This is a genomic window from Blautia sp. RTP21359st1_E11_RTP21359_211015 (assembly GCF_040910705.1).
GTDB classification, from domain to species: Bacteria; Bacillota; Clostridia; order Lachnospirales; family Lachnospiraceae; genus Blautia_A; species Blautia_A fusiformis.
The window spans coordinates 13,861-33,993 of record NZ_JBDGAB010000004.1; the positions used below are offsets into that span (position 1 = coordinate 13,861).

At 45.2% G+C, this 20,133-nt stretch carries 15 protein-coding genes and 4 tRNA genes; 15 read left to right on the plus strand and 4 right to left on the minus strand.

What is annotated here, in order from left to right; genetic code table 11:
- Window positions 1-32 precede the first annotated feature (32 nt).
- From epsC to AB5026_RS02200, 5 genes are all read left to right on the plus strand, one after another.
- The gene (epsC, locus tag AB5026_RS02180) at window positions 33-953 is read left to right on the plus strand and encodes a serine O-acetyltransferase EpsC (RefSeq protein ID WP_022426729.1); all 921 of its coding nucleotides are present in this window, start codon (window positions 33-35) and stop codon (window positions 951-953) included.
- Between the two features lie 125 nt (window positions 954-1,078).
- A tRNA-Gly gene (locus AB5026_RS02185) sits at window positions 1,079-1,149 on the plus strand.
- A 3-nt stretch (window positions 1,150-1,152) separates the two neighbouring features.
- Window positions 1,153-1,225: transfer RNA gene (locus tag AB5026_RS02190), tRNA-Gly, on the plus strand.
- A 35-nt stretch (window positions 1,226-1,260) separates the two neighbouring features.
- Window positions 1,261-1,331 (plus strand) — tRNA-Gly (locus AB5026_RS02195).
- Window positions 1,332-1,334: 3 nt separating this feature from the next.
- Window positions 1,335-1,407 (plus strand) — tRNA-Gly (locus AB5026_RS02200).
- 105 nt (window positions 1,408-1,512) lie between these two features.
- Here AB5026_RS02200 and AB5026_RS02205 read toward each other — a convergent pair.
- Both AB5026_RS02205 and AB5026_RS02210 read right to left on the minus strand, forming a co-directional pair.
- A complete protein-coding gene (locus AB5026_RS02205) occupies window positions 1,513-1,728 on the minus strand; it encodes a DUF378 domain-containing protein (RefSeq protein WP_015524323.1) in 216 nt (71 codons plus the stop codon).
- Window positions 1,729-1,939: 211 nt separating this feature from the next.
- A complete protein-coding gene (locus AB5026_RS02210) occupies window positions 1,940-3,103 on the minus strand; it encodes a DUF5067 domain-containing protein (protein WP_022426629.1) in 1,164 nt (387 codons plus the stop codon).
- Window positions 3,104-3,344: 241 nt separating this feature from the next.
- Between AB5026_RS02210 and AB5026_RS02215 the strand changes: the two genes are divergently transcribed.
- The 3 genes from AB5026_RS02215 to AB5026_RS02225 all read left to right on the plus strand — a co-directional run bounded on the left by AB5026_RS02215 (window position 3,345) and on the right by AB5026_RS02225 (window position 6,391).
- A complete protein-coding gene (locus AB5026_RS02215; RefSeq protein ID WP_022426630.1) occupies window positions 3,345-4,283 on the plus strand; it encodes an alpha/beta fold hydrolase in 939 nt (312 codons plus the stop codon).
- Between the two features lie 97 nt (window positions 4,284-4,380).
- Window positions 4,381-5,925 carry a 4-alpha-glucanotransferase gene (malQ, locus tag AB5026_RS02220; RefSeq protein WP_368212665.1) on the plus strand — a complete coding sequence of 515 codons (1,545 nt, stop codon included), beginning with the start codon at window positions 4,381-4,383 and terminating at the stop codon, window positions 5,923-5,925.
- Window positions 5,926-5,962: 37 nt separating this feature from the next.
- Window positions 5,963-6,391, plus strand: a complete 429-nt coding sequence (locus tag AB5026_RS02225; protein ID WP_022426632.1) for a hypothetical protein — start codon at window positions 5,963-5,965, stop codon at window positions 6,389-6,391.
- Window positions 6,392-6,520: 129 nt separating this feature from the next.
- Here AB5026_RS02225 and AB5026_RS02230 read toward each other — a convergent pair whose 3' ends face one another.
- The gene (locus AB5026_RS02230; protein ID WP_022426633.1) at window positions 6,521-7,051 is read right to left on the minus strand and encodes a VanZ family protein; all 531 of its coding nucleotides are present in this window, start codon (window positions 7,049-7,051) and stop codon (window positions 6,521-6,523) included.
- 224 nt (window positions 7,052-7,275) lie between these two features.
- Here AB5026_RS02230 and thyA point away from each other — a divergent pair, with 224 nt between their 5' ends.
- A complete protein-coding gene (gene thyA, locus AB5026_RS02235) occupies window positions 7,276-8,124 on the plus strand; it encodes a thymidylate synthase (protein ID WP_015524333.1) in 849 nt (282 codons plus the stop codon).
- Window positions 8,125-8,147: 23 nt separating this feature from the next.
- The gene (locus AB5026_RS02240; RefSeq protein ID WP_015524334.1) at window positions 8,148-8,642 is read left to right on the plus strand and encodes a dihydrofolate reductase; all 495 of its coding nucleotides are present in this window, start codon (window positions 8,148-8,150) and stop codon (window positions 8,640-8,642) included.
- A gap of 147 nt (window positions 8,643-8,789) precedes the next feature.
- Here the strand turns inward: AB5026_RS02240 and AB5026_RS02245 are convergent, their stop codons facing one another.
- Window positions 8,790-9,815, minus strand: coding sequence for a branched-chain amino acid aminotransferase (locus tag AB5026_RS02245; protein WP_021651824.1), 1,026 nt, complete (start codon window positions 9,813-9,815; stop codon window positions 8,790-8,792).
- A 148-nt stretch (window positions 9,816-9,963) separates the two neighbouring features.
- On the opposite strand from AB5026_RS02245, the gene AB5026_RS02250 reads away from it, so the two are divergent.
- The 5 genes from AB5026_RS02250 to AB5026_RS02270 all read left to right on the plus strand — a co-directional run bounded on the left by AB5026_RS02250 (window position 9,964) and on the right by AB5026_RS02270 (window position 20,118).
- Complete coding sequence (locus tag AB5026_RS02250; protein WP_022426634.1) at window positions 9,964-11,199, plus strand: 5-bromo-4-chloroindolyl phosphate hydrolysis family protein; 1,236 nt, start codon at window positions 9,964-9,966, stop codon at window positions 11,197-11,199.
- A 71-nt stretch (window positions 11,200-11,270) separates the two neighbouring features.
- Window positions 11,271-12,419 (plus strand): toxic anion resistance protein, encoded by a 1,149-nt coding sequence (locus AB5026_RS02255; protein ID WP_059085427.1) that lies wholly within the window; start codon window positions 11,271-11,273, stop codon window positions 12,417-12,419.
- A gap of 84 nt (window positions 12,420-12,503) precedes the next feature.
- Complete coding sequence (gene ispG / locus AB5026_RS02260; RefSeq protein ID WP_237972624.1) at window positions 12,504-13,568, plus strand: flavodoxin-dependent (E)-4-hydroxy-3-methylbut-2-enyl-diphosphate synthase; 1,065 nt, start codon at window positions 12,504-12,506, stop codon at window positions 13,566-13,568.
- Window positions 13,568-18,061: a PolC-type DNA polymerase III gene (locus tag AB5026_RS02265; protein ID WP_368212666.1), complete on the plus strand. Its 4,494-nt coding sequence runs from the start codon at window positions 13,568-13,570 to the stop codon at window positions 18,059-18,061. Before ispG ends, AB5026_RS02265 begins: the two co-directional genes overlap by 1 nt.
- 98 nt (window positions 18,062-18,159) lie before the next feature.
- Window positions 18,160-20,118: a fructose-1,6-bisphosphatase gene (locus tag AB5026_RS02270; RefSeq protein WP_368212668.1), complete on the plus strand. Its 1,959-nt coding sequence runs from the start codon at window positions 18,160-18,162 to the stop codon at window positions 20,116-20,118.
- Window positions 20,119-20,133 lie beyond the last annotated feature (15 nt).

A 20,133-nucleotide genomic window follows, 5' to 3' on the forward strand; every position in this document is an offset into this window, starting at 1 on the left:
ACAGAAGTGGATGTGCAGAAATGGAGGGAATTATGAGCGATAAGAAATCAGCGATTCTCAGAGCGGCAAAGGGTCTTACTGAGAATTATGCTTCAGAAGAACTTTTTATGCCGAAGAGCGGCAGACGTCTGCCAAACCGTTCGGTGATCATTGATATAGTAAGAGATCTGAAATCTATTGTATTTCCGGGATATTTCAGTACGGATACCAGTGCTACCGTATTTCCGGAGTATTATGTGGGACACAGACTGAATGATCTTTATGACAGATTGAAGAATCAGATCGAGATCGCACTTCTTTATCACGGAGAGGAACCGGAAGAAGCAGCAGCTCATGCAGACAGAACTGCCTGTGGATTTTTTGAGCAGCTTCCTGAAATCCAGAGACTGCTTCTGACAGATGTACAGGCTGGTTTTGATGGTGACCCCGCAGCCAAGAGCAAGGAAGAGATCATTTTTTCATATCCGGGATTATTTGCTATCTACGTGTATCGTCTGGCACATGTTCTTTATAAAGAAGAGATCCCATTTATCCCGCGCGTGATGTCAGAATATGCTCATGGCCGTACAGGAATCGATATCAACCCGGGAGCGACCATCGGAGAGTATTTCTTTATCGATCATGGTACCGGTGTGGTTGTAGGTGAGACTACAGAGATCGGAAATAATGTAAAACTGTATCAGGGAGTAACACTGGGAGCGCTTTCCACAAGAAAGGGACAGCAGCTTGCCAATGTAAAACGTCATCCGACGATTCGTGATAATGTAACGATCTATTCTAATTCCACAGTGCTCGGTGGTGAGACGGTTGTAGGAGAGAATACGATTATAGGTGGTAATACCTTTATCACAGAATCCATTCCTGCAAATACCAAGGTCAGTGCAAAAAGTCCGGAGCTTGTGATCAAGAAACCGAAGGCCCAGGTTTCTGCCACAAATGTATGGGAGTATTGATAAAAAATCCAATAAATAAAAAAATTAAAAAAAATAAAAAAACCTGTTGACAAATAAAACAGTATGCTATATACTAATCATCGTTGCAGCGGTCAAGCGATCGGTAATCACCGAAGCGACGATGCGCGGGTGTAGTTCAATGGTAGAACACCAGCCTTCCAAGCTGGATACGTGGGTTCGATTCCCATCACCCGCTTATGCGATAGTGGCGTAGTTGGTAACGCGCGACCTTGCCAAGGTCGAGACCGCGGGTTCGAGCCCCGTCTATCGCTCTCATCGAAGGATGAAGATTTATAATTTCATAACTGCGGGTGTAGTTCAATGGTAGAACACCAGCCTTCCAAGCTGGATACGTGGGTTCGATTCCCATCACCCGCTTGTGCGATAGTGGCGTAGTTGGTAACGCGCGACCTTGCCAAGGTCGAGACCGCGGGTTCGAGCCCCGTCTATCGCTCTTCGGAACTCTGAGGATGATCAGAGTTCTTTTTTGTTGCGAAAAAATCCTCTGCTTTATTTTTATGCAGCAGAGGATTTTTCGCGTTATGTGTTACTGCGTAGCTTATTCAGTTGTTTCACCCTGATCGATCAGAGTATAGAAGGTCAGAAGATAAAGCCCGCATAAGCCTACAAGTCCGTAGATGATCCGGGAGAGCCAGCTCATGCTTCCGAACAGGAATGCTACCAGATTAAAATTAAAGAAGCCGATCAGACCCCAGTTTATGGCACCGACCACAGCAATGGTCAGGGTGAAGTACTGCAGACATTTATTTGACATAAGTCACCATCCTTTCGTTATACAGGAAATAGTTTTTCATGGAATCAAAAAAATATACACAGGAATGAGAAAAAGAAAAACGGAAATTTCTGCCAGCCATGAAAAAATCATGAAGGAGAAATTTCCGTTTTCCTTTCATATGCAAGATAAAATGTAAATTTCCGGTTTATCGAATTTGGATCGTAAATATCCGTTAGGCGATTCCGATATCTTACTTCAGCTTCAGAATCTGAGAGGTTGTCTGTCCGCCGCTTACATTCAGAGTTTCTTTGCCCTGAAGCGTTACATCACTGGTAGTATCCTTCAGAAGAAATACCTGGCATACAGTGACGGTTTTGCCGGGATCAATGGTGCTCATGTAGTTATCTACAGCATCATCGCTGGCTTCCGGATAAGTTCCTTCCAGAGCTTCTCCGTTCTGGGAAGCCTGCAGGGTGAAGTCTACAAATGCACTGGACTGGGAATCGCCGGAGTTTGTATAGTCGTAGTAGATCATCAGACAGGGATTTCCGCCGTAGTCCTTGGAAATCGCAAACTGTTTGAAACGGACGGAGAATTTGTCAGTTGTAATATCAATGGATGCACTTGTGCCCTCAGCAGAGGCCGTGCTGCCTGGGGTGGAAGAATCCTCTGCAGCGGCAGAACTGCTATCTGTGCTGTCATCCGTAAGCTGGGATGATATCTCGTCTTTTACGCTTTTGAAGTTTGCGCACATAACCTTGACTGTGGTGTCATCCAGAGAAACGATCTTCCAGTCGCTGCCGATTTTGATCAGAGGATAGGTAATATCGATCTCATTGTATTTCTCATCAGCTGTGGAAGCATTTTCGGCAAGAAGTGTAGCGAGCATTTCCTGGATATCATCCTGTGTCATTTCTTTTCCGGCATAGGCTGCGACAGCAACCTTACGGGTATATTCCTGAATGGTCGCTGCATAGATATTGGTTCCGTCAATATATTTCATGTGAACCGTTATCCTGGCAGTTCCGTTCTGGATGTCAAATTTGTTTTTGGTGATCTTGTAGGTCATTTTTTTGTTGACGGTAGTGAAGAAATCTGTGTAAGCAGAATCCCGGATATCTGCATCATCCAGAGCACTGAGATCATGACTCTGGAGAAGGTTCTCCATAGTGGTAAAATCCATGTTCTGCATGCCTGTGAGAAATTCTTCTGTGGCTTCTACCGGTTTATGGCGCTGCACCATATACCAGGCGGTTCCGCCGGCTGCGGCAGCGATCAGAAGGATGATCAGACAGATCACGAGAGGCTTTTTGCTTTTTTTCTTTCTGTGGGGAGTGTCGTCTTCAAAATCATTGGAGATCAATGATCTGGAGAGCTCATCGTCATAAAAATCATTATTGTCTTCTGTATTCATTATTCCTCCTTACAATAAGTCATTCTGGTTTTCGGGTGGGTAAGTCAGAGGATATCTGTTTGCATTTGCGGGCAAACAGCATCACCCCTGTGTTACCGTAACGATTATATCATAGGTTTACTGTTTGAGAAACCCCCTGTGTTATGATATACTGGAAGACACAGAAAAAGTGGTTGAGTACAGGTGACAAAGCGGAATGCGAATGCCCGCTTTATGCAGCAGAAAAGGTGAGGTGAAATATATGTTACGGACAATTCAGTATTCATTTCCTTCAAAAGCAGACGGATTGGAAATTTCCTGCCTGGCAGTAGTGCCGGAGTTGGAACGTAATGAGAAATACCGTGGGATCATACAGATCGTTCACGGAATGAGTGAGTACAAGGAACGCTACATTCCTTTTATGGAATATATGGCAGAGCGAAAATATATAAGTGTGATCCATGATCACCGTGGCCATGGGAAAAGCGTACGCAGTAAAGAGGATCTTGGGTATATGTACGGTGGTGGGGCGGATGCCATGCTGCAGGATATCCATACGGTGAACTGCTTGATCAAGGATCATTTCCCAGGTATTCCGCTGATCCTTTTCGGACACAGCATGGGCTCTCTGGCAGTTCGTGCCTATGCAGCTCATCATGACAGCTGTATGGATATGCTGATCGTCTGCGGCTCACCCAGCTATAATGTATTTCGTCCGGTCGGAGTAGCTCTGGCAAAGGCGGGAAAGACTGTTTTCGGGCCTAAACACAGTGCGGGTCTGATCGAGATGATGTCTTTTGGAAGCTATGCAATGCACTTTAAAAAAGAAAAAAACCGTTTTTCCTGGATCTGCTCTGATCCGCAGGTTGTGCAGGATTATTCGGATTCAGAATACTGTGGATTTACCTTTACGGATGATGCATATCTGGCACTTTTTGACCTGATGAAAAGAGCCTATGATGTGAAGCACTGGAAGTGTACAAAGCCGGAAATGCCGGTGCTGTTTATCAGTGGGGCGGAGGATCCCTGCATGGGAAATGTGAGACAGTTTGCGAAGTCTGTCCGTGCCATGCGTTGTGCAGGATACCGGGATGTCCGGGGAAAATTATATCCGGGAATGCGCCACGAGATCCTGAATGAGAAAGACAGGGAAAAGGTTTATCATGATATATTTACATATATCTGCAAAAAAGGACTTTGAACGCTCTGTGACAGAGTGATATAATAAAAATCTGAGTGCTCCTGCAGACATCTGTGAGAGGGCGCAACTACTGAGAAAACAGGAGGATTCGTAAATTATGAGAGCAAGTGGGATTTTACTTCCAGTATCCAGTCTGCCATCGAAATATGGGATCGGATGCTTTTCTGAGGAAGCATATGAGTTTGTAGACCAGCTGGCAAGAGCAGGACAGAAATACTGGCAGATTCTTCCTCTCGGACCTACCGGATATGGAGATTCACCATACCAGTCTTTTTCTACCTTTGCGGGAAATCCGTATTTTATTGATCTGGAGGCTTTTGTAAAAGAGGGATATCTGGATAAAAGTGATTGCGAGGACTGTGACTGGGGTACAAACGAGAGCTATGTGGATTATGAGAAGATTTATAATTCCAGATTTCGGCTTTTGAGAAAAGCCTTTGAAAATTATGACTGTGAGACAGACCAGGAGTACTGTAAGTTTGTAAAAGAAAATGCTGCCTGGCTGGAAGATTACAGCCTGTATATGGCAATCAAGGACAGCTTAAATGGAATCAGCTGGATCGAATGGCCTACGGAACTCAAAAACAGAGAAAAAGCTGCATTGGCTGAAGAAAGAGAGAAGCTTGCAAAAGAAGTGGGATTTTACTGCTTCCAGCAGTTCTGCTTTTTTAAACAGTGGACAGCACTGAAAGCTTATGCAAATGCTAAGGGAGTGGAGATGATCGGAGACATCCCGATCTACGTTGCGTTTGACAGTGCGGATGCCTGGGCACAGCCGGAATTGTTCCAGTTTGATAAGGAAAATATTCCGATCGGCGTTGCCGGATGCCCGCCGGATGCTTTTTCCGCCACAGGGCAGCTCTGGGGAAATCCGCTTTATGACTGGGAATATCACAAGAAAACAGGCTATGCATGGTGGATACGCCGAATGGCAAATTGTATGAAGCTTTATGATGTGGTAAGGATCGACCATTTCAGAGGCTTTGATGAGTATTATTCCATTCCGTACGGAGATAAAACTGCCCAGTTCGGTCACTGGGAAAAGGGACCGGGAATGGATCTGTTCCGTGCGCTTGAAAAGAATCTTGGAAAGCTGGATGTGATCGCAGAGGATCTTGGTCTCCTTACAGACAGTGTGATCGAGATGGTGGAAGAATCCGGATTCCCAGGAATGAAGGTATTGCAGTTTGCTTTTGACGAGAATGAGGACAGTCCGTATCTGACGCACAGATATGAAAGGAATTGCATTGTTTACACAGGTACTCATGACAATGAGACAACAAGAGGATGGTTCCGCAATCTGAGCCAGCATGACCGAAATTTTGCCAGGGCCTATATTGGCTGTGAGGGCAAGCATGAGACTGCGGCAGTGTGGAGCATGATACGTGCGGCGATGTCCAGTGTTGCAGATCGCTGTGTGATCCCGGTACAGGATTATCTCTGCCTTGGAAATGAGGCAAGGATCAATGAACCGTCAACTCTTGGTGACAACTGGAAGTGGCGTATGAAAAAAGGCCAGCTCAATGAAACAATTATTCAGAAGATTTATAAAATGACAAAGCTTTATGGAAGACTTGTAAAAGAAGAAACGGAAGAGAAGGAAAAAACAGAAGCTGACAGGGAAAAGATATCTGACAAATAGAGAAATATAAGGATATCAGAAAGGACAGAAATACATCATGGAAGAACAGAAAAGAGAAAATAAGGAAGAGCTGCAGCAGGAAACTGCTGAGGAAAAGAATTCCGGACAGGGAAATTCTTCCACAAGAAGCAGTCTTCTGTGGATCTTTGCAGGAGGCTATCTTGTGTATACAGGATATCGTCTTTGCGCCAGTGTCATAAGCGGAGCAGAAGACTCCGGTGTGGTATTTCTGGCAGCGGGAGGTATTTTTGTTGTGATCGGAGCAGTGCTTCTGATCATGGCGATCCGTAATCTTGCAAAGGCTGGCGCACAGAAACATGAGATAGAAGAAGCTGCTGCGAAAAAAGCGGCAGAGGAAGCTTCTCAAAATCCGGAAACTGTGGCAAAGAAAAAAATGTCAATTGCGGAGCGGGCGCATCTTGCGGAAAATCTGGATGACGCACCGGAGGAGAAAGACGAAAAATAAAACCGGATGCAGGTGAGAGTAAAATGCCTGCTGAGATATGACGATTAGTAATAGCAAAAACGGAACATCATAAGGCAAAAAAATCCTTATGTATGTTCCGTTTTTTAGATCAGGCAGATCGCAAAACAGTTATCTGCGTCTTTGCGCGTTTCTGCGTTTTTTTCGAGATTTTTTTCTGTTGGGGGTATGTAAGGTAGACCAGCAGAATGCCTGTACCAGCAAAATTCCGATCATTGCTCCGCAGCTGTCGATCCCTACATCCCTTACGGAAGGTCCGCGGGCCTCTACAAAAGACTGGTGGTATTCATCAAGTCCGGCAAATCCCACACATACAAATCCGGCAAGGAGCATCAGCCAGATTCCCCGAACTCCGTATACATAGAGGGGGAAGGAAATAGATATGGCCAACAGGCAGTATTCTGTCATGTGAGCAGCCTTACGGACATAAAATTCGATACCGGCAGCTTCCTGGGAAAGCTGTTCCAGGCTTTTGCCGGAAGCTAATATTTCGTTTTTGGTTTCTACGATCTGGTAGCTGATCTTGTAGCTCAGGGCACCGGAAACATCTCCGGTCTGTGCGGAAAAAGAGTAAATCACGCACATCATCAGGATCGCAGGTGCAAAAGAAAAAGGTTTTAATAATGTAATCAGTATTTTCATGGCTCTTAATATAGCACTCCCGCATGGAAAAGTCCAGAAAAATACAGAAAAAGAACAGGGAAAAGGAAAAACAGGGAAAGAAGGTTAAATGGGATAGGAGGTTAAAGGGGAAGTGGACAGTAAGGACTGAAATGTGTTAGAATATAAAATAAATTTCAGGGGCATTTTTAAGAAAAAAGCAGCCCGGGATCGAATAGAAGAAAATTACAGGAGGAAATTAACAAATGAGTCTTGCAGATAATATATTTATTGACATGTGCAAAGATGTCATAGAAAACGGAACCAGCACAGAAGGTGAGAAGGTACGTCCTGTGTGGGAGGATGGAACTCCGGCTTATACCATCAAGAGATTTGGTGTTGTGAACCGTTATGATCTCCGGAAGGAGTTTCCGGCACTGACTTTAAGAAAAACAGCGTTAAAGAGTGCAATGGATGAGATTCTATGGATCTGGCAGCAGAAATCCAATAATATCCATGATCTTCACAGCCACATCTGGGACAGCTGGGCAGATGAGAACGGTTCCATCGGAAAAGCCTACGGCTATCAGTTAGGTGTGAAGCATCAGTATAAAGAGGGAATGATGGATCAGGTAGACAGAGTTCTTTTTGATCTTAAGAACAATCCGTACAGCAGAAGGATCATGACCAATATTTATGTACATCAGGATCTCCACGAGATGAATCTTTACCCATGTGCCTATTCCATGACTTTCAATGTAACCAAGGAACCCGGAAAAGACAAGCTGGTCCTTAATGCGGTGCTGAACCAGAGATCTCAGGATATCCTGGCTGCAAACAACTGGAATGTGTGTCAGTATTCTCTTCTTCTCATGATGATCGCACAGGCCTGCGATATGGAAGCCGGAGAGCTTGTTCATGTGATCGCAGACTGCCATATTTATGATCGTCATATTCCGGTAATTAAAGAACTGATCTCCAGAAAACCGTATCCTGCACCGACAGTAAAACTGAATCCGGAGATAAAGGATTTTTATAAATTCACCACCGATGATCTGATCGTGGAGAATTATGAGACATGGCCACAGATCAAAAATATTCCCATTGCAGTATAATTGCATAAAGAAAGGAAGAAAGAATGAATATTATTGTTGCAGCAGATAAAAACTGGGGAATCGGAAGAAATAATGAACTTCTGGTAAGTATTCCGGCAGATATGAAGATGTTCCGTGAGGAAACTACAGGAAAAGTGGTTGTTATGGGAAGAAAAACACTGGAGTCTTTTCCAAACGGACTTCCTCTGAAAAACAGAACCAACATTGTGATCACCGGCAACAGGGATTATCAGGTAAAAGGTGCGGTGATCGTTCACAGTATCGAGGAAGCACTGAAGGAAGTGGAGAAATATCCGGCAGAGGATGTGTACTGTATCGGCGGAGACAGTATTTACAAACAGATGCTCCCGTACTGTGATACAGCTCATGTGACAAAAATCGATTTTGCATATGAAGCGGATGCGTATTTCCCAAACCTGGATGAGGACCCGGACTGGGAGATCACAGCGGAGAGTGAAGAACAGACATACTTTGATCTGGAATATGCGTTTGTGAAATACGAGAGAAAAGATAGATAATGTGAGCACAGATCATAAAGCAGAATGAGAATGCCCGCTTTGTACAGAAAAACAATGAAGAAATAATAAAAAAACAGACCACCGAAAAAAATACGGCGGTCTGTTTTTTGGTGCTTAATGTTATGTATAATGACGAAAATCCGGTAATTACTCGATTACGTGGATCCATCCCTTCGGTGCTTCGATGCGTCCCATCTGGATACCGGTCAGTGTGTCGTACAGCTTCTGGATGACCGGACCCATTTTTTCCATTCCGCTTGGGAAGCAGATTTCTTTGCCGTGATCATTGATCTTTCCGACAGGAGAGATAACTGCAGCAGTACCGCAAAGACCACACTCTGCAAAATCTTTAACCTCATCGAAGTAGACCTCACGCTCTTCAGCTTCCAGTCCAAGGTACTCCTTTGCAACGTAGATCAGAGAACGACGTGTGATGGAAGGAAGGATGCTGTCAGACTTCGGTGTTACAACCTTGCCGTCTTTAGTAACGAAGATGAAGTTTGCTCCGCCTGTCTCCTCAACTTTTGTACGAGTCTTGGGATCAAGGTACATGTTCTCATCAAAGCCCTGTTTGTGAGCATCTACGATAGCATGAAGGCTCATTGCGTAGTTCAGGCCAGCCTTGATGTTACCGGTTCCGCAAGGTGCGGCACGGTCATAGTCGCTGACACGGATCGTGATCGGTTTGGCGCCGCCTTTAAAGTACGGACCAACCGGTGTTGTAAGGATACGGAACTGATATTCGTCAGCCGGTTTAACACCGATCACGGCGTTGGAACCAAACATGTACGGGCGAAGATAAAGTGTTGCGCCGGAACCATATGGCGGAACCCATGCAGCATTTGCCTTAACAACCTGCTCAACAGCGTCGATAAATCTTTCCTTCGGGAATACCGGCATTTCAAGTCTTGCCGCAGATGCAGCGATACGCTCTGCGTTCAGGTCAGGACGGAAAGTAACGATATGTCCGTCTTCTGTTGTGTATGCCTTCAGACCCTCGAATACACTCTGAGAATACTGAAGCACACCAGCACACTCGTTGAGTACGATATTAGGGTCTGTGCTTAAAGTACCCTCATCCCATTTTCCATCTTTAAAATTAGACACGTATCTGTAGTCGGTTGGCATGTAAGCGAATCCGATGCTGGACCAGTCGATGTTCTTTTTTTCCATAACGATTCCTCCGTTTACAATTTTTACTTTTTACCATTGTAAAACTTTTACGTGATGACTTCAATAGTTTTTGTTCCTTTTTTTCATTTGCTTGTAATTTTAATATGATTTCGATATAATAAAAATTATCTATAGACTGGAGGGAAAAATGGACAATCACGAATTTGAAGACCTTGGAAAAAAGATTCAGGATATTGTAGATAATGCAGTGAATTCAAACAGCTATCACGAATTAAGCCATACGATCAACCAGACAGTAAATAAGGCCATTGATTCTGGAAGCGAAGCGCTGAAAAATGCGCTGAATTCCGTGTTTGATCCGGGTGCTGATCCGGAATTCCGTAAGAAAAGCTATACATACCAGAGCCCTTATTACGGAAGAAGCAGAAAAGCAAAGCAGCAGGCTGTAAGGAAACAGTCGGAACTGCTCTACGGAAAGACTACCGGTGAGAATCTCAAAGGCATGATGATGGCAGTTTCCGGTGGGATACTTTTAAGTGGCATGGGGCTTGGAGCCATGGTGCTTCTGATCTGGATGGGCATTGGACACAGCGGTGCACTTGCAGCAGGTGTGCTTGGAGTGATGTGTGCAGGCGCAGCAGGTGGCGGTGCTCTTTTGGGAGCAGGAACAAGCCGTCTCGGAAGACTGGGACGTTTCCAGAAATATATCCGTGCGCTGGGAGACCACACCTACTGTAATTTTCAGAAGCTTGCCCAGGCAGCAGGAAAGAACGAGAAATTTGTAAAAAAAGATATCAGCAGAATGATCCAGAAGGGCTGGTTTCTGGAAGGCCATGTGGATGAGCAGGGAACCTGTCTGATCACCAGCAATGAGACCTATCAGCAGTATCTGGAAACACAGAAGCAGCTGGAGCTTCGTAAACAGGAAGCAGATCCTAAGGTTCAGCTGGAGGAGAATATGAGTCCGGAAGCCCAGGAAGTCCTGAGAAAAGGAAATGAATTTCTGGTAAAGATCCGTGAGAGCAATGACGCCATTCCCGGGGAAGAAATTTCCGCAAAGATTTCCAGGATGGAAATGATCGTTCAGAAAATTTTTGAGCGTGCAGGAGAGCATCCGGAGGTGATTCCGGATCTTAAGAAAATGATGGATTACTATCTGCCCATGACTGTGAAGCTTCTGGATGCTTATGAGGATATGGATGGACAGCCTGTACAGGGCGAGAATATCACGGCTTCCAAGAAAGAAATTGAAGAAACCATTGATACACTGAATATTGCTTTTGAGAAACTTCTGGATTCCATATTCCGGGATACCGCATGGGATGTATCCACCGATATTTCTGTGCTGCATACGGTTCTGGCACAGGAGGGACTGACAGAGGATGATTTCGAAAAAATGAAACAGAATGCGGAAATGAAATAAGTACAACGAGCAGATCAGAAGCTGGAATACAGACATCTGCCGGAAGGTACAGCTGATCAAGGAGAATGCTTATGGGAGAAGAATTTAAAGACTTTGAGGTAGAAGCACCGGTGCTGACTTTGGAACCGGATCTCACGGAAGAAAAAGAAGAAATTGCAAAAAAAGAACCGGAGAAACCCCAGGAGCCTGCAGTAGAGGAACCGGTGTTATCTCCCCAGGAACAGAAAATCGTAGAAGACTTTGCAGCAAAGATCGATATTGAAAATACAAACCAGATCCTGCAGTACGGAGCCGGCACTCAGAAGAAGATGGCAGATTTTTCTGATGCAGCGCTGGTAAATGTGAAGACACAGGATCTTGGGGAGGCAGGAGAGCTTCTTGCAAATGTGGTAGGAGAATTGAAGGATTTTGATGCCACAGAGGAAAAGGGATTTTTCGGTTTTTTCAAAAAACAGACAGCGAAGGTGGAAACTCTGAAAAACCGTTACACAAAGGCCGAGGGAAATGTGACGAAGATCACGGAAGCTCTGGAGCAGCACCAGATGCGTCTGATGAAAGATTCTGCCGTGCTGGATAAAATGTATGAGCAGAACCTTGCATATTTTAAAGAACTTTCCATGTACATTCTTGCGGGTAAAAAGAAGCTTAGGGAAGTCAGAGAAGGCAAGCTCAACGAATTGCATCAGAAGGCAGCGGCAAGCGGACTTCCGGAAGATGCACAGGCTGCCAATGATCTGGAAAGCAAATGTGACCGCTTTGAGAAAAAGCTTCATGATCTGGAGCTTACCAGAACCATTTCTATGCAGACTGCACCGCAGATCCGCATGATCCAGAACAATGATACGACGATGATCGAGAAGATCCAGACAACCATTGTAAATACCATTCCTCTCTGGAAAAGCCAGATGGTGCTGGCTCTAGGGATCGCGCACTCCACAGAAGCCGCACAGGCACAACGGCAGGTTACGGATTTTACCAATGAACTTCTGAAGAAAAATGCGGAAACGCTTCACCTGGCATCTGTGGAAACTGCAAAGGAATCCCAGCGTGGTATTGTAGATATTGAAACTCTGAAAAAAACCAATCAGGAACTGATCCAGACACTGGATGATGTGATGAAGATCCAGCAGGAAGGCCGTGAAAAACGTCAGGCAGCAGAGGCAGATATGAGACGTATGGAAAACGAACTGAAAACAAAGCTGCTGGAGATCCGACGTTAGGAGTAAGAGTAAAAAGATAGTTCGGAAAGGAAAGGCAGGGCGTTTGAAGACACCTGCCTTTCAGGATTCATAAAGGAGATTTTTATGTACAGAGATCATACAAAAGTAATAAAAATTGGAAATCGTGTTATCGGAGGAGGAAATCCGATCCTTATCCAGTCCATGACCAATACGAAAACTGAAGATGTAGAAGCAACGGTTGCGCAGATCCTTTCACTGGAAAAAGCAGGCTGTGATATTATCCGCTGCGCAGTTCCTACTATGGAAGCTGCGAAGGCTTTATCCCAGATCAAAAAACAGATCCATATTCCGCTGGTTGCGGACATCCATTTTGATTATCGCCTTGCCATTGCAGCCATGGAGAACGGTGCGGACAAGATCCGTATCAATCCGGGAAATATCGGTTCCAAAGAGAGAATCCAGGCAGTTGTGGATACAGCAAAGGAACGGAATATCCCTATTCGTGTAGGAGTAAACAGCGGTTCCCTTGAAAAAGAACTGGTAGAAAAATATCACGGTGTTACAGCCGAAGGACTTGTGGAGAGTGCTCTTGATAAGGTGCACATCATTGAAGAGATGGGATATGACAATCTTGTGATCAGCATCAAATCTTCTGATGTTCTCATGTGCGCCAGAGCCCATGAACTGATCGCAGAAAAAACACAGTATCCTCTTCATGTGGGAATTACAGAAGCAGGAACTCTGTATTCGGGAAATATCAAATCAGCTATCGGACTTGGGATCATCCTGTATCAGGGAATCGGAGATACCATCCGTGTTTCTCTGACAGGCGCGCCGCTGGAAGAAGTGAAATCAGCCAAAAGGATCCTGAAAACGCTGGGACTTCGCAAAGGAGGCGTGGAGGTTGTTTCCTGTCCGACCTGCGGAAGAACAAAAATCGATCTGATCGGCCTTGCAAACCAGGTAGAGACTATGGTACAGGATATTCCTCTTGATATTAAGGTTGCGGTTATGGGCTGTGTGGTAAATGGACCGGGAGAGGCGAAGGAAGCAGATCTTGGAATTGCAGGAGGCGATGGTGTTGGTCTTCTGATCCGGCATGGAGATGTTGTAAAAAAAGTACCGGAAATGGATCTTCTGGATACACTTCGTCAGGAACTTCTTACCTGGAATGAGCAGGAGTCATAATGGAGAAAGATTTTTTTGATGTATTTCCGCATCTTAAAGTGAAGAAAGAGCTGGAAGAACTTCTGGACATGGTATTTGTGACAAAGGTTTCCATGAACCCCGGAAGAACTCATCTGAGGGTTTATATCGAAAGCAGCCGCTGGATACACAAGAAGAATATTTTTGCGCTGGAGGATGAGATCGAGCGGCAATGCTTTCCGGGGATTCCCATGACTGTAACAGTTGTGGAAAAATTTCATCTTTCCGAGCAGTATACACCGGAGAACTTTCTGGAAAGCTACCGCTCCAGTATGGAGATGGAGCTGCGCAACTATAACATGCTGGAGTACAATCTGTTCCGTAGATCAAAAATCATTTTTACAGGAAAAGATACCTTGCGTATGGAGCTTCCGGATACGGTTATTTCCAGACAGAAAAGCGAAATACTTGTTGAATATTTTCATAAGGTTTTCTGTGAACGCTGCGGTATGGATCTGAAAGTGGAACTGGATTTTGTGGAAGTGAAAGAGAGTAAATACCGGAAAAATGCTGCACTTCAGATCAAACAGGAAGTGGAAAATGTCCTGAAGCATGCCAAACTCAGCGGGGATCAGGAAAGCGAACCGAAGCAGGAGGATACAGCCAGGGAAGAGACAAAGAAAACCTCTGGAGATAAGAGCGGCGAAAAGACAAACGAGAAGAAATCCGTTGACAAAAAACAGCAGAAGGTTCAGAAGGGGGATTTCCGCGGCAGCTTCGGATTCCGCAGGGACAGCAATCCGGATGTGGTTTACGGCAGAGATTTTGATGGAGAAACGATTCCGCTGGAGAGCATTACCGGTGAGATGGGTGAGGTTATCATCCGATGTCAGGTTATGGATGTGGAAGCTCGTGAGATCCGAAATGAGAAAACGATCCTGATCTTCCCTGTGACCGATTTTACGGACAGTATTGTTGTGAAGATGTTTCTGCGTAACGAGCAGGTTCCGGAAGTGACGGAAAGTGTAAAAAAAGGCGCATTCCTGAAGCTGAAGGGAGTTACCACCATTGACCGTTTTGACAGTGAGCTTACTATTGGAAATATTACAGGTATCAAGAAAATCGCCAATTTTACCAGCACAAGAATGGATACCAGTCCTCAGAAGCGTGTGGAGCTTCACTGTCACACCAAGATGAGCGATATGGATGGTGTCAGCGATGCAAAGGCATTGGTAAAACGTGCCTATGAGTGGGGACATAAGGCTATCGCTATCACGGATCATGGCGTGGTGCAGTCCTTCCCGGAGGCAAATCACTGCTTTGATGCCTGGGGCGGTTGTGTTCCAAAGGAGTCTGATTTTAAGGTGCTCTATGGAATGGAAGCGTATCTGGTAGACGATCTGAAGGGTATGGTCACCAATTCCAAAGGGCAGCGGCTGGATGGAGATTTTGTTGTTTTTGATATTGAGACTACGGGATTCTCAGCACTAACCTGCAGGATCATTGAGATTGGCGCGGTAAAAGTGGAAAAAGGACAGATCACAGATCGTTTTTCCACCTTTGTAAACCCGGAAGTGCCCATTCCGTTCCGTATTGAGCAGCTGACAAGCATCAATGATTCCATGGTCCTGGATGCACCTTTGATAGAGGAAGTACTGCCGAAATTCCTGGAATTCTGTGAGGGCTGCGTGATGGTGGCCCATAATGCGGACTTTGATATGAGCTTTATTATTGAAAACTGTAAACGGCAGGGGATTTCGGATGATTTTACTTATGTGGATACCGTTGGTATGGCTAGATTCCTTCTTCCTGCCCTGAACCGTTTTAAACTGGATACGGTAGCCAAGGCAGTAGGTGTTTCTCTTGATCATCACCACAGAGCTGTGGATGATGCGGCATGTACCGCAGAGATTTTTGTGCGGTTTGTAAAGATGCTGGAAGAAAGAGATATTTTTGATGTGGATGAGATGAACAGGCAGGGTGCGGTTTCACCGGATACCATCCGAAAGCTGCCCACATACCATGCTATTGTTTTTGCAAGAAATGAGACCGGAAGGATCAATCTGTACAAGCTGGTAAGCCAGTCCCATTTAAAGTACTATCACAGAAGACCAAGGGTTCCCAAAAGCGTGCTGGAAAAATACAGGGAAGGCCTTCTGGTGGGAAGTGCCTGCGAGGCAGGAGAGCTTTATCAGGCACTTCTTCGCAATGCACCGGATCAGGAGATCGCCAGACTGGTAAATTTTTATGACTATCTGGAAATCCAGCCTCTTGGGAACAATGCGTTTATGCTTGCGGATGAAAAACATGATATGATCAATTCTGAGGAAGACTTAAAAGAGATAAACCGGAAGATCGTAAAACTTGGAGAACAGTTCAAAAAACCGGTGGTTGCCACCTGTGATGTGCATTTTATGGATCCTCAGGACGAGGTTTACCGACGGATCATCATGGCAGGAAACGGATTTTCTGATGCAGATAACCAGGCCCCGCTTTATCTTCGTACAACGGAGGAAATGCTGGAGGAATTTTCATATCTGGGAAGTGAAAAGGCGGAAGAAGTGGTGATCACCAATACCAATAAGATCGCGGATATGATCGAGAAGATATCACCGATCCATCCGGATAAATTTCCACCGGTCATTGAGAACTCCGAGCAGGATCTTAAGAATATCTGTTTCACGAAGGCCCACGAAATGTACGGAGATCCGTTGCCGAAGATCGTGGAGGACCGTCTGGACAGGGAGCTGAATTCTATTATCTCCAATGGTTATGCGGTAATGTATATCATTGCACAGAAGCTTGTGTGGAAATCCAATGAGGACGGCTATCTGGTTGGATCCCGTGGTTCTGTAGGTTCTTCTCTGGCAGCGACCATGTCCGGTATCACGGAGGTAAACCCTCTGCCGCCTCATTATCTCTGTCCGAATCCGGACTGTAAATACAGTGATTTTGATTCCCCTGAGGTGAAAAAATACGCGGGTATGGCAGGATGTGATATGCCGGATAAGATCTGTCCGAAATGCGGTGCCAGGATGAACAAGGAAGGCTTTGATATTCCTTTTGAGACATTCCTTGGTTTTAAAGGTGATAAGGAGCCGGATATCGACCTGAACTTTTCCGGTGAATATCAGGCCAATGCTCACCGGTATACAGAGGTTATCTTCGGAAAAGGGCAGACCTTTAAGGCGGGAACCATTGGTACCCTTGCGGAAAAAACCGCATTTGGTTATGTGAAGAACTATTATGAGGAACGGGGGCAGCACAAGCGTTACTGTGAGATCAACCGTATCGTGAAGGGCTGTACCGGTGTCCGCCGTACCACTGGCCAGCATCCAGGAGGTATCATCGTACTGCCTATGGGTGAGGAGATTGAGAAATTTACACCTGTGCAGCACCCAGCCAATGATGTGAACAGTGATATCATCACCACACATTTTGATTACCATTCCATTGACGGAAATCTTCTGAAGCTTGATATACTTGGACACGATGATCCGACCATGATTCGTATGCTGGAGGATCTGACCGGCATCAGTGCAAGAACAGTTCCGCTGGACCAGAGAGATGTCATGTCCCTGTTTGCGGGAACGCAGGCTCTGGGGATCAGCCCGGAGGATATCGGCGGCTGCAGGCTGGGATGCCTCGGGATCCCGGAGTTTGGTACAGACTTTGCCATGCAGATGTTGATCGATACCAAGCCGAAATATTTTTCCGACCTGGTACGTATTGCTGGACTTTCCCACGGCACGGATGTATGGCTTGGAAATGCCCAGGTATTGATCCAGAATGGTACAGCTACCATTTCCACAGCAATCTGTACGCGAGATGATATTATGATCTATCTCATCGGAAAAGGAGTGGAAAGTGGTCTGGCGTTTACCATCATGGAGAGTGTCCGTAAGGGAAAGGGGCTTCGTGAGGAATGGATCCAGACTATGAAAGAGCATGATGTTCCGGACTGGTATATCTGGTCCTGTAAGCTGATCAAGTACATGTTCCCGAAAGCCCATGCGGCAGCCTATGTTATGATGGCGTATCGTATCGCCTGGTATAAAGTGTTTCATCCACTGGCTTATTATGCAGCATTTTTCAGTATCCGTGCCACTTCCTTTTCCTATGAACTGATGTGCATGGGAAAAGAACGTCTGGAATATTATATGGCGGAGATCCGGAAAAAAGGTGATGAGGCATCCAAGAAGGAACAGGATACACTGAAGGATATGAGGATCGTACAGGAAATGTACGCCAGAGGTTTTGATTTTGTGCCGATCGATCTTTATAAGGCAAAGGCACACCGGTTCCAGATCATCGGAGATAAACTGATGCCTGCTCTGGATACCATAGAGGGTCTTGGAGATAAGGCAGCAGAGGCAGTTGTGGATGCTGCCGCAAAAGGCAGATTCCTTTCCAAGGATGATTTCCGTGATCGTACCAAGGTCAGCAAGACCGTTATCGATCTGATGGATGATATGGATCTTTTCGGAGATATCCCGCAGTCCAATCAGATGTCACTGTTTGATTTTACGGGTTGATATATGATACCGGAAGGGCTTACAATAAATAAAAAATACTGCCGTTTATCCTGAAGGCTGATCTGGCAGTGAGAACTCCCAGGAGGATACCAGATACTATGAAAAAAGAAGAATTAAGATACCTGCAGCGACTTGCGGAGCTGTATCCTACTATAGCAAAGGCTTCAACAGAGATCATCAATCTGCAGTCTATATTAAACCTTCCGAAAGGTACCGAGCATTTCATGTCGGACATTCATGGAGAATACGATGCGTTTTCCCATGTTCTTCGGAATGGATCAGGGGCTGTACGAAAAAAGATCGATGATGTATTCGGACATACCTTAAGCAACAGCGACAAACGTTCTCTTGCCACACTGATCTATTATCCGAAGGAAAAGATGGAGGTTGTAAAAAAACAGGAAGAAGACATGGAGAACTGGTACAAGATCACACTTTATCGTCTGATCGAAGTATGCAAGACAACGGCATCCAAATATACCCGTTCCAAGGTCCGTAAGGCACTTCCTGCAGACTATGCATATGTGATCGAGGAGCTGATCACAGAGAAAGCGGAAGTTCTGGACAAAGAAGCATATTACGATGCCATCGTCAATACGATCATTGAGATCGGCCGGGCAGAGAATTTTATCATTGCCCTGGCAGAACTGATCCAGCGTCTTGTTGTGGATCATCTTCATGTGCTGGGAGATATTTATGACAGAGGTCCGGGCCCGCATTTCATCATGGATCGTTTGATGAAATATCATTCGCTGGATATCCAGTGGGGAAATCATGATGTGGTCTGGATGGGAGCTGCTACAGGACAGAAAGCCTGCATTGCAACGGTGATCCGGAACAGCATACGTTACCGAAATATGGATATTCTTGAGGATGGATATGGGATCAATCTCATGCCTCTGGCAACCTTTGCAATGGAGGCTTATAAGGATGATCCATGTACTGCTTTTGAGATGAAGGGAGATGCCAATAACTATAGTATTCTGGAAGAAGAGCTTGGACGGAAAATGCACAAGGCTATTGCCATTATCCAGTTTAAGCTGGAGGGGCAGCTGATCCGCCGGCACAAAGAATTCCATATGGAAAAGCGTTGTTTGCTTCATAGGATCGATCCGAAAAAGGGAATGATCACACTTCCGGACGGAAAAGAATATCCGCTGACCGATACATATTTTCCTACTATTGACTGGAAAAAGCCATATGAACTTACTACAGAGGAAAAGGATGTAATGGAACGCTTGGATTCCGCGTTCCGAAACTGCGAGAAACTGCAGAATCATGTCCGGCTTCTTCTGGACAAGGGAGGCCTTTATAAAACTTATAATGGAAATCTTCTGTTCCATGGAAGTATTCCACTTAATGAGGATGGAAGTCTGAAAGAAGTCCAGATTTATGGAAAAACCTACAAAGGAAAAGAATTGTACGATGTTCTTGAGACTTATGTGCGCCGGGCGTTTTTCTCTGTAAATGAGGATGAAAAGCGTAAAGGCAGGGATATTATGTGGTATATCTGGGCAGCTCCGAATTCACCGCTGTTCGGAAAAGACAAGATGACCACCTTTGAACGTTATTTTATTAAAGATAAGGAAACACATAAAGAAACTAAAAATGCCTACTATCATCTTCTGGAAAATGAGGAGGTTGTAGATGATCTGCTCCGTGAATTCGAACTGGATCCGGAAAAAGGTCACATCATCAACGGGCATGTGCCGGTTCACCAGAGTGAGGGAGAGAGTCCTGTAAAATGCAATGGCAAAGTTCTTGTGATCGACGGCGGTTTTTCCAGACCATATCAGAAGGTTACGGGGATTGCCGGTTATACACTGGTTTATAACTCCTACGGGCTGATCCTGTCTGCTCATGAGCCTTTTACTTCTGCGGAAGAAGCGGTAGCCAAGGAGCAGGATATTGTTTCCAACAGGGTGGCGGTTCACTACAATAACAAACGTACACTGGTCGGTGATACCGATACCGGAACTGCTCTGAAGGAAAGGATCAGTGAGCTGATCCAGCTTCTGGAAGCTTACAGAAAAGGTATCATCAAAGAGAAAAAATAAGCAGAATTGAGAAAT

What these genes read in the sequence shown, in the direction of transcription:
- AB5026_RS02250 (WP_022426634.1), top strand. Translation starts at nt 9,964, where the DNA reads ATGGACAATCACGAATTTGAAGACCTTGGAAAAAAGATTCAGGATATT.
- AB5026_RS02265 (WP_368212666.1), top strand. Translation starts at nt 13,568, where the DNA reads ATGGAGAAAGATTTTTTTGATGTATTTCCGCATCTTAAAGTGAAGAAA.
- AB5026_RS02245 (WP_021651824.1), bottom strand. Translation starts at nt 9,815, where the DNA reads ATGGAAAAAAAGAACATCGACTGGTCCAGCATCGGATTCGCTTACATG.
- AB5026_RS02205 (WP_015524323.1), bottom strand. Translation starts at nt 1,728, where the DNA reads ATGTCAAATAAATGTCTGCAGTACTTCACCCTGACCATTGCTGTGGTC.
- AB5026_RS02215 (WP_022426630.1), top strand. Translation starts at nt 3,345, where the DNA reads ATGTTACGGACAATTCAGTATTCATTTCCTTCAAAAGCAGACGGATTG.
- thyA (WP_015524333.1), top strand. Translation starts at nt 7,276, where the DNA reads ATGAGTCTTGCAGATAATATATTTATTGACATGTGCAAAGATGTCATA.
- AB5026_RS02255 (WP_059085427.1), top strand. Translation starts at nt 11,271, where the DNA reads ATGGGAGAAGAATTTAAAGACTTTGAGGTAGAAGCACCGGTGCTGACT.
- AB5026_RS02225 (WP_022426632.1), top strand. Translation starts at nt 5,963, where the DNA reads ATGGAAGAACAGAAAAGAGAAAATAAGGAAGAGCTGCAGCAGGAAACT.
- AB5026_RS02270 (WP_368212668.1), top strand. Translation starts at nt 18,160, where the DNA reads ATGAAAAAAGAAGAATTAAGATACCTGCAGCGACTTGCGGAGCTGTAT.
- malQ (WP_368212665.1), top strand. Translation starts at nt 4,381, where the DNA reads ATGAGAGCAAGTGGGATTTTACTTCCAGTATCCAGTCTGCCATCGAAA.
- AB5026_RS02240 (WP_015524334.1), top strand. Translation starts at nt 8,148, where the DNA reads ATGAATATTATTGTTGCAGCAGATAAAAACTGGGGAATCGGAAGAAAT.
- AB5026_RS02230 (WP_022426633.1), bottom strand. Translation starts at nt 7,051, where the DNA reads ATGAAAATACTGATTACATTATTAAAACCTTTTTCTTTTGCACCTGCG.
- ispG (WP_237972624.1), top strand. Translation starts at nt 12,504, where the DNA reads ATGTACAGAGATCATACAAAAGTAATAAAAATTGGAAATCGTGTTATC.
- AB5026_RS02210 (WP_022426629.1), bottom strand. Translation starts at nt 3,103, where the DNA reads ATGAATACAGAAGACAATAATGATTTTTATGACGATGAGCTCTCCAGA.
- epsC (WP_022426729.1), top strand. Translation starts at nt 33, where the DNA reads ATGAGCGATAAGAAATCAGCGATTCTCAGAGCGGCAAAGGGTCTTACT.